Raw genomic sequence first — 12,577 nt, 5'->3', positions numbered from 1 at the left:
GTATGGAGATAATTGATATGAGACCAAAGCTCAGTAAAAACCGTGGAGAGGTATGTTACCCCTTTATGTATGAGAAATCGCTGAAGTGTGATTTCGAAATTTTAACCGATGATTTGTGTCGTCAGGTGGGTGCGATTCTCGCCGTGATGCCACCAGAGTTTCCGGTCTTGATTGCGGAGCTGGAGAAGCTGCAACCGATGATCTATCATCTGAATGGTTCGATCCGTGGAAAGTGTGCCGTCTCTGAGGAGGATGTCGTATGGCTACGTGAGCTATATTTGGGCCATCGCGCTGCGACCGAAGAGAGTGTGTCGGGGAGTGTCGCAGGTTTCGTGTTGCCGCGTGGTGGCGCGCCCGTGCCTCAGTTGAATGCGGGTAGCTCTGCTGCGAAGCGGGCGATTCGATTGATGGTGCGTTTATATGATGAGGAGAATGTCGAGATCCCTGAGGTGTTGCACCGTTTTGCGAATGTGCTGTGTAACTATTTGTTTGTGCTGACCTTGGTGGTCAATCGCGCACGTGGCGAGGTGGAGGTTCCCTTCGTGAGCCAGAGTTATCCAGAGCGCAAGTCGCGTGTGAGAAGAAACGAGTCGTAAGTGATGATGGCGGAGGCCTTTTGATGATGCCTGTTAAGATGCAGCCCGGCTGACTGTATGGATAATTCACACCTTGCCATCTGGTGGTGGTGAGGCATTTATAGAGTCATGCGTATTTTATTAATAGGAGCTCTGTTGAGTCTGTTCGTCGGGGCCATGCAAGGGCAGGAAGCGTTGCAGCCGAAGTATGATATATCGCCTTCGATAGCGAAGCTCCCGGAGCAGTCCGACTTTTTCGGCTCTTGGTTACGCTCGGATGGCACTTACAGCGTGGAAGTTGAGGCAGGTGAATCTGCGGGCACGGTGGTGGCACGCTATTTCAACCCGAAGTCGATTAATGTTGAGACCGCCGCATTCGACGAGGTCGAAGGGCAACCGCGATTGGAGTTTGTATTGCGCGATGAGGGCTATCCCGGTTCTGCGTATCGGTTGATTTTTTTACCTGAGCGCCGAGTGTTAGTTGGCACATATATGCGCCCCGGTGGTGAGCCTGCCGAGGTTTACTTTGTGAGGAAAGACGAACAATAGGATTCCGATGACCAGCCGATTAAGATCCCATTGGAGACGTATCATCTTCCAGTCGACTCGCTGGGATGAGAAGGCCTTTGATGTTTTCTTAATCATCGCGATTTCGTTGAGCGTGATCGTGGTGATGCTGGAGAGTGTTCCTTCGATTAGTTCAGAACTGCGCCGGGCGCTGTATTTTGTCGAATGGGGGATCACGATCCTCTTTACGCTGGAGTATATATTGCGTCTGTATGTGTCGTTGAGGCCGTTGCGCTATGCGCGAAGCTTTTTCGGGGTAGTGGATTTGCTGTCGATTTTGCCAACGTATTTGGACCTATTGTTGCCTGGTGCGCACTATTTAGCGCTGCTTCGTGTATTGCGTGTGTTACGCATCTTCCGAGTGCTGAAGCTGGCAAAGTATATCGGTGAGGCGAATGTGTTAATCCATGCCTTGAGGTCGAGTTTGCGTAAGATCGCGGTGTTTATCTTTACCGTGATCGTGCTGGTTCTGATTCTGGGATCGTTGATGTATCTGATCGAAGGTGAGGAGCATGGCTTTACTAGTATCCCTAAAAGTGTGTATTGGGCGATCGTTACGCTGACGACTGTGGGGTATGGCGACATCTCTCCGCAGACGCCGCTGGGGCAACTCTTTGCTTCCTTCATCATGATTACAGGTTATGGCATTATTGCGGTGCCTACGGCGATTGTGACAGCAGAGATGACGCATGCCCATTCGTCACGTGATGAGATTTCTGCGCGCGAAGCAGAGCCTTCGATCTGCCCTGCCTGTGGGTGGGAGGATCACGATCATGACGCGGCGTTTTGTAAGGTGTGCGGTGATCGATTGCCGCCTGATCCTCAATTTAAGAAGTAGAGATGAATGTAGAAGAAAATGAAAATATAAAGCAGTTGTTGGCGACCAATGCTACGTTGGTGCAACAAAAGAAGGCGCTCGGTTGGTTGGCAGACTATTGCGAAGAGAGTTACATCTTGAACCTGCCACCGTCGACCGCCGCGCTCACGGCGCTGGAGAAATATGCGAAGAAGGCTAAAGCTGATGCTGCGTTGAAGCGTCGTGCCGCCAAACTCGCAAAACAGTATAAATTACGCTAAGCTTGGCTCATGGATTTTTCACTGATAGATGTAGCTAAGCGCCTCGATGCGATTGAAGGGATGCTTCCCGAGTTGGAGCGAATGCTGATCGAAATGCAGCAAGGTGACTTGGGGATCGATACGAAGACCACCGAAGTCGACCTGGTGACGAAGGCCGATTTCGCGAGTGAACAGTGTTTGATTGCTTTCATCCGCACTCACTTTCCAGAGGATGGTATTGTCTCGGAAGAAGGCAGTCAGAGCTCCGATGAGGCGGGGCGTTCCGTATCCTTTCGGTGGATACTCGACCCGATTGATGGCACCGTGAATTATGCGAATCGCATTCCGACATGGGCGATTTCGATTGGGCTCTTGTTTGAGGGCGAGCCGGTCGGAGGGATTGTGACGGCTCCGTCGCTACGTGAGCGGTTTCGTGCGATTAAAGGGCAAGGCGCGACCTTCAATGGTAAGCCGATGCATGTGAACTCGAAGACCTCTCTGCGCGAAGGGTTAGTGGTGACTGGCTTTCCGTATGATCGCGCCCAACGTGCTGCGCCGCTGTGTGATGCACTGGAAAATATGTTGCGCGAATCGGGAGGCGTGCGCCGTCTCGGTGCAGCTGCGCTAGACTTCTGTTACGTCGCTGATGGGCGCATGGTCGGTTATTATGAAATGGGCTTGCAGCCTTGGGATGCGGCCGCAGGGAGTTTGATCGCCAGAGAAGCAGGCGCGCAGATTACCAATCTAGCGGGCGAGCCGTATGATATGTTTACGAAACGCGGCGTTGTTGTGACCAACGGGCTTGTGCATGAAGCGCTGGTCGAGGCCGCAAAGCCGATGCTGGATGCGTTAGCGATTGAGGTTTAACTGCGAGCGCGGCTGAGCATGATCTGATTGCCGTCGGAGTCTTCGCACATTGCCAGGTGCGGCGGTTCGCCGTTTTCGGGTTGTGGTTCGCGTTCGCATTTTCCGCCTGCTGCGACGATCTCAGCTGCAGCGAGCACGACATCTGCGACTTGGAAGGTGAGGCCGGTCCAGGTCTGCTTGCCTTCGCCACCGCCGTGAATGGCGATCAGGCTGCCAGCGACTTCGATTTCTGTGATGTGTGGGTTTTGTCGCGCGATGGTGCCGCCAAAGCAAGTTTGGTAGAAGGTGGCTGCGCGCTCGGCGTCGGCCGCCCAAATAGTGTATTTCAATTTTTCGACATGCATGCTGTCTTTGTAGTCAGGAACTTCGTGGAAGCGACTCGCATGGCGCTTTTTTTAGCGGTTAAGCTTGGTGGCTGCCCTGTCACTGAATGTGACGGTCTATGACTCTTTATGCTACGGATTTTGGTGGTGGCTTGGGTTCGGTGGACAGACAGGAATGTCTGTGTCACGTTTTTGATGCTGGCCTTGAATTCGGGGATCGTTGCTGCTGTCGTTCTTTTTTCGCTTTTTTCTGGCTCCATTTAGCGAAGCGGCAAGAGTAGCTCTCCTATATTACCTATGAAAGTTGTCTTAGCGGAAAAACCCTCAGTCGCACGCGATATCGCGAAACACCTCAACGCGAATAGCCAGGGGAAGGGATTTTTTAAGAACGATGAGTGGACGGTGACGTGGGCCTTTGGTCACATGGTGGAGCTGCAAGAGCCCGAAGATTATAAGACCGAGTGGAAGCCGTGGCGGCTGAGCAGCCTGCCGATCATACCTGAGGACTTTCAGTTACGTTCACGGGCAGACGGCTCGGCGCATGAACAGTTGATGATCATCAAGGGGCTCTTCGAGCAAGCCGACGAGATCATTTGCGCGACGGACGCCGGCCGCGAGGGGGAGCTCATCTTTCGCTATATTTTAACGTGGGCGGAGTGTGAGTCGAAGCCGTGCAAGCGCCTATGGATTAGCTCGCTGACGACTGCCGCCATTGCGAAAGGATTTAAGAATCTGGTTCCGAGCGCAGATTATGATGGTCTGTATCATGCGGCGAAGTGCCGCAGTGAGGCCGACTGGGTGGTCGGGCTGAATGCCACGCGCTTCTTCACGGTGGAATATGGTCGGCGGAATTTGCTGTTGAGTCTCGGGCGTGTGCAGACGCCTATTTTGGCAATGATCGTAAACCGCGACTTGGAGGTGGAGTATTTCAAGCCAAAGGATTTCTGGGAAGTGCACACGCTGTGCCGGGAGGCGACTTTTAAGCATACCGGTGGTAAATTTGAGGATCAGGAGAAAGCGGCCGCGATTGTCGAGAAAGTGACAGGACAGGAACTGGTGGTGCAGTCGGTCACGAAGAAGAACGAGAAGGCGAATCCGCCACAGCTCTATGATCTCACGTCTCTGCAGCAGGACATGAATAAGCGCTACGGCTTTACGGCGGATCAGACGCTGAAGCTCGCACAGAGTCTTTACGAAAGTAAACACCTGACTTACCCGAGAACAGATAGCCGCTATATTAGCACCGATATTCAGCCGACCATTCCGCCCTTGTTGGAGGCACTGCGTCGACTCAAACCAGATGCGATTGATCAGTTGGATCTCGATAAGCTTAAATTTACCAAGCGTATCGTCGATGATAAGAAGGTCTCGGATCACCATGCGATTTTGCCCACGGAAGTGCTGGGCGATGGGCTGGCGGGCGATGAGCGCAAGCTGTATGGCGCGGTGTTGGTTCGCTTAATTGCTGTCTTCTTTCCTCCGTGTATTAAAGCCGTGACCGTCGTGGATGCAGTTGCAGCGGAGGAACCGTTTCGTGCGCGTGGTAAGGTGCTAGTCGATCCAGGCTGGCAGGCCTTGTATCCGAAGTCGAAGGATGCAAAGCCAGAACCGAAGCAGGAATCGAAGGCGAAGGGCGCAAAGAAAGAAGAAGCCGTGCAGGAACTTCCGGACTTTCAGAAGGGTGAGAGTAATCCGCACGAGCCGTCGTTGCCGCAGTTTAAGACCTCCGCGCCGAAGCGTTTTAATGAGGCGACGCTGCTGTCTCTGATGGAGACTGCCGGTAAAATCGTGACCGATGAAGCGCTGAAAGAAGCGCTCAAGGACAAAGGCGTCGGCACGCCAGCCACACGCGCATCGATTATCGAAGTCTTGATCCAGCGTAAATATGTGGAGCGGCAGAAGAAGAATTTGATCAGCACCGAGTCTGGGCGTGGTTTGATCTCGTTGATTCAAGATGAGCGATTGAAGTCGCCTGAGTTGACGGGGGATTGGGAGTTTCGTCTCAAGCAAGTGGAGCGTGGGGAGTATGATCCTGCTCAATTTATGACAGAGGTCGGGGACTATACCCGTGAGATATTGAAGGGCACTTCAGCGAAGACGGTGAATGTGGCTAATTTGGGGCCCTGTCCGATTTGTCATGAGCCAGTGATTCGCGGGAAGACTGCGTATGGGTGTTCAGCCTGGAAATCCGGCTGTAAGTTTGTATTGCCGATAGTGCAATGGGGCTTGTCCATCGGACCAGAGCTCGCTCGTGAAATCTTTGCGCATAAGCGTAGCCTGACGCCGCACCCGATCGAGGTCGATGGGCAGAAATTGTTTGCTACGTTCAGCTTAGATAAGAAAGGCAATCTCGGTTATGCCGAGGCCGACGTTGAAAAGAAGGACGCTGGGCAGGAGTCGCTTGGAGCATGCCCAACTTGCGGAGGCGACATCGTGGTCGGTGCGAAAGCCTACGGTTGCTCGAACTGGCGGAATGGCTGCAAATTTGTGATTTGGAAAACCATGGCGCAGCGCGAGATTTCATTGGAAGAGGCGCAGCAATTACTCAGCACTGGCACGACGGAAACTTTGAGCGGGTTTAAGTCGAAGGCCGGGAAGGATTTTGATGCCAAATTGAAGGTGTTGAACAGCGAAGTGAAGTTCGATTTCTCGTAGTTGCTCCTAGATTAATGCTTTAGTTGGTATCGATTTATGTGTAATTATTATAACAAGTGTCAGGCAATAGTAAGTTGACTGTGATAAATGGAGTATTCAGGGTAGTTGAATCATGAGATTGCGACGAACAAAGGTGAGTGGGGCTTCTGCAGTGTATCACTGTATGACGCGCACTGTGAACGGTGAGCTACTATTTCACGATCGCGAGAAGGAGATGCTTCGTAAAATGCTGTGGCAGGTGGCTGAGTTCTGTGGTGCTGAGATTCTTACCTATTGTGTCATGTCGAATCATTTTCACGTGTTGTTGCGTATTCCTGAACAGTCGTTGCTTTCAGATGTGGAGCTGATGCGGCGTTATAAGGTGCTGTATCCTAAGCCGACAAAATTCCAATCTGCCTCGACCAAGGTGCTGGAGTCTCAACTACAAGCCGACGGTGAGGAGGCGGATGAGATTCGTCGTAAGTTGCGGGCGCGGATGGGGGATGTCTCTGAGTTTATGAAGACGGTGAAGCAGCGCTTCTCTGTTTGGTATAATCGTAATAATAATCGCTATGGCACGCTGTGGGCAGATCGTTTTAAGTCCGTATTGGTCGAGGGGGCGGGGAATCCGCTGCAAACGATGGCGGCTTATATTGATCTAAACTCAGTGCGCGCTGGGTTAGTCAATGATCCCAAGGATTATCGATTTTGTGGCTATGCAGAAGCGGTCGCTGGTGTGCCAGAGGCGAAGCGGGGGCTTATCCATGTGTGGAGTGATTCTGGTGCAAAGCGCATAGACTCAGCTTTGCGGGCACATCGTATGCTGATTTTTGGTAAGCATGCTGCCGAGACGGGGCTGCCAGACATGAAGCGTGAGAGGGCGTTGAAAGTTTTGAACGAAGACGATGGCAAATTGCCGAAGGCTGTGATGTTGCGCTGCCGAGTTCGCTATTTTACTGATGGCGCGATTCTCGGTTCGGCCGAATTCGTGCGGAACTTTACTGAGGCCTGGGCAATGGAACGCGGGAGAAAGCATCCGCCAAAGGTCAATGCTATGGTTGGCGGCGATTGGGGAGGCCTTTCGGTGATTCAGGGACTGCGACGAAATGTGTTTGGCTGACTCGTTTTACTGTGTGGTTCGTGCCCGAGCGATCTTTGAATGGAGGATAATTGCGTCACCCATTCCATTGCCGAGCCAGTAGTGCTTGCCTGAGTCGTTTGTTTGGCTGATGCCGAATATTTAAAAGAAGCGATAGTAGGGGGGGGATCCTGTTGCTCGCCGTAGAGCGCGATGCGCAGCGATCCTGAAGCCAGTTGCTGCGGGGCGTGTTACGACCAGAAAGCTAGCATTGTATTCGTTAGCGTTATAGGCAATGTGCTTGTCTCTACCTACGAATTATGATGAATCACTGTATCAATAAAACAGAACTTGCGTGGTTGGTGACTCGTGTCGCCGGTGTTGTCTTTGCTTGGTTGGCGCTGACGAAGTTGTCGGGCTTTGGCTTTGCCGTCTACCTGCTGTCGAATGGCGTCTATTCAGAACTATTGAATTCACCCGGGACGCGTGTGTCTTGGGATCTAGCTTGGCCGCATGCGGTGGGGTTCATTTTCTGTCTGGGGCTTGCTGTTTATTTTCTGAAATATGGTGCACGCTTTGTCGCGTTGTTATGCAGTGAGGCACCTGCTTCAATGACCCGAGCGGAAGTGGATGCCGCTGGCTCTAGCAAGGAGGCTTTGTTTGCCGAGTGGTTGGCAGCTGATTCGGCGCGCCGGTATTTGTCACGCGAAGATCAGATGCGTGAATTCACGCAGAGTCAGGCAAGGTCGCGTCAGTTGTGACAACCTATAGGTAGATCGGCTTTGGTCGGTGATGCGAACTCGCCCTCCCGCATTATTTAACAAACTCGACACAGATTGCTCCGCCGTCGAAGGGGATGTCTGTTTGTTTGAGAGTGAGTGCGCCGCTTTTGGGGTCGACTGCGAAGATTGCTAGCGTCGAAGACTTTTGACCGCCGACGATCAACCATTGACCGCTCGGGTCGATGTTGAAGTTGCGTGGAACGCTGACGCTTGCAGGTGTGTTGGCGATGAGTTGCAGGCTGCCGTTTTCGGAACGCGTAAAGGTGCTGAGTGTGTCGCGCCCCTTTTTATCGAGGTCGCGTGTGGAGGTGTAGATGAAGTTGCCGTTGGGGTGGACTCTGATTTCGGCGCAGGTCATCTTTTCTGGTATGCTGCCGTAACTTAATACTGAGTCTGTGTCGAGATAGTGTAGCTGCCCAGTGTTGAGATCGACTGTATAGGTGGCGACGTTGAGTGAGAGTTCGTTCAATACGTAGGCCTGTTTGCCATCTGCTGAGAATTTCATGTGGCGCGGGCCTTGGCTGCCACCTGGCACATCGGCATGTCCGGCGGGCGTGATGATGCCTTGATCAGGAAAGAGCCGGTAGATCATGACTTTGTCGATTCCTAGATCGGGGACATAGACGAATTGGTTGTTAGGGTGGATGAACGCCGAGTGCGGGTGTGGTCTTTGTTGGCGTTTCGGGTCTTTGCCAGAGCCTGTGTGTGTATGCAGTGAATTCGTGGCGACAAGGGATCCATCGGGTTTGATCTTAAATGCGGCCGCACTGCCACTGCTGTAATGTGCGAGGACTAGGCTTTGCCCCGTGGAGTCGATGCTTACGTGGCAGGCGCCGTTGCCGCTGGATGGGAGTGTGTTGATGAGGTGAAGAGTGCCGTCGTCCTTGATGCGAAATGCTGCGACGCCTGCTGTGTTTGGTTTTTCAAAACCACTGGTGGTGGCGTAGAGAAACGGGTGCTTGGGGTGAAGCGCGATGAAGCCGGGCGATTTTATTTTTGCGGCTAGTGTGATCGGCGAGAGTATGCCGAGCTCTGTGTCGAGGGTGGCTGTGTAGATGCCAGTGCTATTACTCGTGCCGAAGTAAACTTGTGTCTGCTCTGCTTGGAGTTGGCTGCATAGTAATGTGAGTAGGAGTAGAGTGGCGCGGATGAGGTCGTTCATGGACAAACTGAAAGAGTGCGATGGGATCGCTCTGTGTGCGACTCAAAAAAAGGTTCAATCATGTCGCGCTGGCGTCACATCTCTACGATTCTTGATGATGAACCCAAAAAAAAGCGGAGCATTGCTGCTCCGCTTTTGGAAAGGTTGGACTGTGTGGATGACTAGTCTGCCTTGAATAGGTGCACGTCGCGTTGAGGGAATGGGATGGAGATCTTCTCCTCGTCGAAGCGGATCTTGATGCGCTCTTGTAGTTCAAAGAAGAGATCCCAGTAGTCTTCGACTTTGACCCATGGGCGGAAGGCGAAATTGATCGAGCTGTCACCCATTTCCATGAGACCGATGGTTGGCTTTGGCTCAGGCAGGATGCGAGGTTCGTTGTCCAAGATTTCCTGGAGCACCTTCTTTACATGACGGATATCTTCACTGTAGCTGACACCTGCCACGAGATCTAAGCGGCGTGTGCCTTGTTTGGAGAAGTTATCGATCATGCCGCCAGTCGCAATCGCGTTGGGAAGGATCTGTGTCTTGTTGTCGAGTGTGATCAGGGTGGTCGTGAAAATGCCGATTTCGTGAATGACACCTTCTCCGCCACCAGCTGCTACGTAGTCGCCGACTTTGTAGGGTTTAAAGATCAGGATGAGCACACCTGCTGCAAAGTTGGAGAGTGATCCTTGTAGAGCTAGGCCAATGGCCAAACCCGCGGCACCGATCACGGCAACAAAGGAAGTGGTTTGGACGCCGAGTTTTCCGAGTGCGGCAAGCACTACGAATACCAGCAGGCCGGCATGTGTGAGGGAGGCAGCAAATCCGATGAGTGACGGCTCGACTTTGCGCTTCTCCATTGTGGTGCGAAGTGCCTTTGTTAGGAGATTCGCGACAATGCGACCGATAATGAAAATCGCCAAGGCGGCGAGTATTTGAAGTCCGTATGTGGAGACGACTTCGATGCAGCTTTGAATGATGGCTTCGAAGTTAATGGCGGATGGGTCTGTAGTAGGTGTAGGCATGTGCTCACACTGTAGCTAACTATCTGAGATGACAACTCTTGAAGGCGTTTTTTAGCTTAGACGGTAGCTTTGACAATTGAGGGAGTCTATGCGTTGTTTGGTGCGTCATTCCTCATGCAAAGCGAAAATACATTTTGGTTTAACTATCAGTTTAAGTTTCCGGACGAAACGGAGGTAACGTTTGAAGTGCGCATGGATGCTGAGACTGGGGCATCTGTGCAGCCTCATCCGGTGGATTTGCCGGAGTGGACATTGCTAAGTAAGAATAAGTGTTCGCATTGCCCGTTGAATACATCCGAGCACCAGCACTGTCCGGCGGCGGTTAGTATCTTGGATGTTGTTCAGTATTTTCATACCGTTTCTTCGATCCAGCCAGTGGAAGTGTGTGTGACCAGTCCTGATCGGCAAACGACGAAACAAGGAGTGGGGCTGCCTGCTGCGATCGCGGCGCTGATGGGCGCGCGGTTTGCTGGTAGTGGCTGTCCGGTTACGGCAAAATTCAAACCGATGGTTCGCCATCATTTACCATTTTCGAGTTCTGAAGAAGCGACGTATCGCATCGTGGCAATGCATGCACTGGCTCAATTCTTACGTATGCGCGAAGGGCTTGAGCCGGATTGGGAGTTAACGGAACTCAGTAAAATGTGTCAGGACGTCAACACGCTGAATCTAGATTTCTGCCGCCGCTTGCGGAGCCTAGAGGTTAACGACTCGACGATGAATGCGCTGACCGGGCTAGACAGCTTGCTGCAGATGGTGGACATCACCTTAGATGAGCAATTACTGGAAGATATGAAGAAACTCTTCCGTGCGCATTTGGAGGGCTAAGCGAGTGATCCTCGGAGGGCATAATGCCAGCCATTTTGTAGGAATATTCACTATATATCGTGCTCGTCGGTAGTGTGCGTGTGGTATACTATTGCTAGGTAACTCTTCACCTCAATCAAATGTCTATGAGATCTTCAGCGCTCTTTCTTTCTCTCCCTTTTGCAATCATCTTAGCTGGTTGCCAGAGCACGAGTCCCCAATTTAGCACGGTCGAAACGGAACCGGTCGCAGTGGTCGAGCCCGAGGCTGAGCTGATCCCCGCACGTGTTGCGCCGATCCCGAGTATTGATACTCCACCGTCGGAGGTGATTACTATGGTTGAGCCTGATGTGATTACTATGGTTGAGCCTGATGTGATTGTTGAGTCGATGGAGCCCTTGGAGCCTCTGGCGCCAGTTGCTATTGAGGAGTCTGTGATTCCAGTGGAAGAGTTGATCGTCGAAGCTCCTGTAGTTTCGGCAGAGGAGCCGATCGTCGTGGATGAATTTGAGCCCGCGGTTGAATTGACTCGAGGTGTGCGTGTAATGCTGGATGATTTACGGGATACAGTCAGCTTATCGGCAGAGCAATACTATGAGATCGAGCAGATTTTTGCTGATCGAGGAGTCGAGTATAAAGCCTTGCTGAAGCAGCGTAGCAGTATGGATAGTTCCGAATTTGATCAGCAAAAGAGTCAGCTCTTTTCTCGGTATTATCGGCTCTACACTCAGGTTCTGACGCCTAAGCAACGTAAGGCATGGGTGCAGCGTAAAAAATGATTGAGCGAGCGGGGCTTTTACTCGTTTGAGTAGAGCGTCTCAATCGTGGCAGAGTCAAAGTCGAGCGTCTCGACTTTGAGCAGCTTCATTCCAGGTAGTGCGTCGTCGATCAGTGTATCGATTGCCTTTAATTCGGTGAGCTCATTAGTCACCGTCTGCCCTTTGTCGATCCAGGTGAAGCGATAGGCGATCTCGCCGTCGGCGAGGCGGCGCACTTTGAGTGGTTTGGCCTTCGCTGCTTTCTTGGCCTTCGTTGGCTTCTTTTTGATGGTGGAGGGAACGATCACCTCCGGCGGGTCGAATGGATACTCCGCTCCGAGCAACTCGGATATCTGTGCTTCAATCGAGTGCACACGCGCAAACTCAGCTTCCCGTTCTATCAGGAGGCTGTTGATCGCAATGAGCTCTTCGGTGGATGCAGACATATGGTTCGAGACTGCCGCGCCCGAAGGCGCGGCTTGTTCTCAAGTAGGAGTTAGGCGGATGCCTTAAGCCTTTTTACCTTTGTCAGCAGCGTCGTCTTTGACTTCAGGAGTTTCGTCCTTGGTGTCTTCTTTGACGGCTTCTGCTTGGGCGTCTTCCTTGTCTGCTGGCTTATCTTCGGCTGCAGGTGCTTCGCTTTTGACTACGACTGGGGCAGGCTTCGGAGCAGCAGCTTTCTTAGGTGCAGGCTTTTTCACGTAGTCTGCAACGTCGAGTGGCGGTGCTGGGAATGGGAAGATGCCGTCTTCGCCGACGATTTCGCTGACCTGGGTTTCGAGTTCAGCGATGCGGCGGTAAGCTGCTTCGCGCTCTTCGAGGAGTGTATCGATCTGGACGCGTGCTTCCAGCGCCTGACGAATGGTTTCCGAATCACCGCGCAGGATAATTTCCTGCAGAGTGAGTGGTTCAAGTTTCTGTGGTTTTTTAGCCATAGGTATGATGTTGAGTTAAGATAGGT

At 52.3% G+C, this 12,577-nt stretch carries 15 protein-coding genes; 10 read left to right on the top strand and 5 right to left on the bottom strand.

The window, feature by feature from the left end; translation table 11 throughout:
* Positions 1-17: 17 nt before the first annotated feature.
* The 5 genes from GZZ87_RS03020 to GZZ87_RS03000 all read left to right on the top strand — a co-directional run bounded on the left by GZZ87_RS03020 (position 18) and on the right by GZZ87_RS03000 (position 3,065).
* On the top strand, positions 18-596 hold the full coding sequence (locus GZZ87_RS03020) for an ATP--cob(I)alamin adenosyltransferase (RefSeq protein ID WP_162027296.1): 579 nt from the start codon (positions 18-20) through the stop codon (positions 594-596).
* A 108-nt stretch (positions 597-704) separates the two neighbouring features.
* Positions 705-1,124 carry a hypothetical protein gene (locus tag GZZ87_RS03015; protein WP_162027295.1) on the top strand — a complete coding sequence of 140 codons (420 nt, stop codon included), beginning with the start codon at positions 705-707 and terminating at the stop codon, positions 1,122-1,124.
* A 7-nt stretch (positions 1,125-1,131) separates the two neighbouring features.
* Positions 1,132-1,980 carry an ion transporter gene (locus GZZ87_RS03010; protein ID WP_162027294.1) on the top strand — a complete coding sequence of 283 codons (849 nt, stop codon included), beginning with the start codon at positions 1,132-1,134 and terminating at the stop codon, positions 1,978-1,980.
* Between the two features lie 2 nt (positions 1,981-1,982).
* Positions 1,983-2,219, top strand: a complete 237-nt coding sequence (locus GZZ87_RS03005; RefSeq protein ID WP_162027293.1) for a hypothetical protein — start codon at positions 1,983-1,985, stop codon at positions 2,217-2,219.
* A gap of 9 nt (positions 2,220-2,228) precedes the next feature.
* Positions 2,229-3,065 (top strand): inositol monophosphatase family protein, encoded by an 837-nt coding sequence (locus GZZ87_RS03000; protein ID WP_162027292.1) that lies wholly within the window; start codon positions 2,229-2,231, stop codon positions 3,063-3,065.
* Here the strand turns inward: GZZ87_RS03000 and GZZ87_RS02995 are convergent.
* A complete protein-coding gene (locus GZZ87_RS02995; protein ID WP_162027291.1) occupies positions 3,062-3,409 on the bottom strand; it encodes a VOC family protein in 348 nt (115 codons plus the stop codon). The genes GZZ87_RS03000 and GZZ87_RS02995 overlap by 4 nt on opposite strands.
* A 276-nt stretch (positions 3,410-3,685) precedes the next feature.
* Between GZZ87_RS02995 and GZZ87_RS02990 the strand changes: the two genes are divergently transcribed.
* From GZZ87_RS02990 to GZZ87_RS02980, 3 genes are all read left to right on the top strand, one after another.
* Positions 3,686-6,043, top strand: a complete 2,358-nt coding sequence (locus GZZ87_RS02990; protein WP_162027290.1) for a DNA topoisomerase 3 — start codon at positions 3,686-3,688, stop codon at positions 6,041-6,043.
* Positions 6,044-6,155: 112 nt separating this feature from the next.
* Positions 6,156-7,142, top strand: a complete 987-nt coding sequence (locus tag GZZ87_RS02985; RefSeq protein WP_162027289.1) for a transposase — start codon at positions 6,156-6,158, stop codon at positions 7,140-7,142.
* A 278-nt stretch (positions 7,143-7,420) separates the two neighbouring features.
* Positions 7,421-7,861 carry a hypothetical protein gene (locus GZZ87_RS02980; protein ID WP_162027288.1) on the top strand — a complete coding sequence of 147 codons (441 nt, stop codon included), beginning with the start codon at positions 7,421-7,423 and terminating at the stop codon, positions 7,859-7,861.
* Positions 7,862-7,913: 52 nt separating this feature from the next.
* Here GZZ87_RS02980 and GZZ87_RS02975 read toward each other — a convergent pair whose 3' ends face one another.
* Positions 7,914-9,044, bottom strand: coding sequence for a lactonase family protein (locus GZZ87_RS02975; RefSeq protein ID WP_162027287.1), 1,131 nt, complete (start codon positions 9,042-9,044; stop codon positions 7,914-7,916).
* A 161-nt stretch (positions 9,045-9,205) separates the two neighbouring features.
* Entirely contained in the window at positions 9,206-10,051 is an 846-nt protein-coding gene (locus GZZ87_RS02970) for a mechanosensitive ion channel domain-containing protein (protein ID WP_162027286.1), read from the bottom strand.
* Between the two features lie 69 nt (positions 10,052-10,120).
* On the opposite strand from GZZ87_RS02970, the gene GZZ87_RS02965 reads away from it, so the two are divergent.
* Both GZZ87_RS02965 and GZZ87_RS02960 read left to right on the top strand, forming a co-directional pair.
* Positions 10,121-10,879, top strand: a complete 759-nt coding sequence (locus GZZ87_RS02965; RefSeq protein WP_162027285.1) for a hypothetical protein — start codon at positions 10,121-10,123, stop codon at positions 10,877-10,879.
* A 125-nt stretch (positions 10,880-11,004) separates the two neighbouring features.
* Positions 11,005-11,637, top strand: coding sequence for a hypothetical protein (locus GZZ87_RS02960; RefSeq protein ID WP_162027284.1), 633 nt, complete (start codon positions 11,005-11,007; stop codon positions 11,635-11,637).
* A 17-nt stretch (positions 11,638-11,654) separates the two neighbouring features.
* Here the strand turns inward: GZZ87_RS02960 and GZZ87_RS02955 are convergent, their stop codons facing one another.
* Entirely contained in the window at positions 11,655-12,062 is a 408-nt protein-coding gene (locus GZZ87_RS02955) for a hypothetical protein (protein WP_162027283.1), read from the bottom strand.
* Positions 12,063-12,125: 63 nt separating this feature from the next.
* Positions 12,126-12,551, bottom strand: coding sequence for a hypothetical protein (locus tag GZZ87_RS02950; protein ID WP_162027282.1), 426 nt, complete (start codon positions 12,549-12,551; stop codon positions 12,126-12,128).
* Positions 12,552-12,577 lie beyond the last annotated feature (26 nt).

The organism is Lentimonas sp. CC4 (genome assembly GCF_902728235.1).
GTDB lineage: Bacteria > Verrucomicrobiota > Verrucomicrobiia > Opitutales > Coraliomargaritaceae > Lentimonas.
This window is presented reverse-complemented; position numbering and strand designations above follow the sequence as displayed.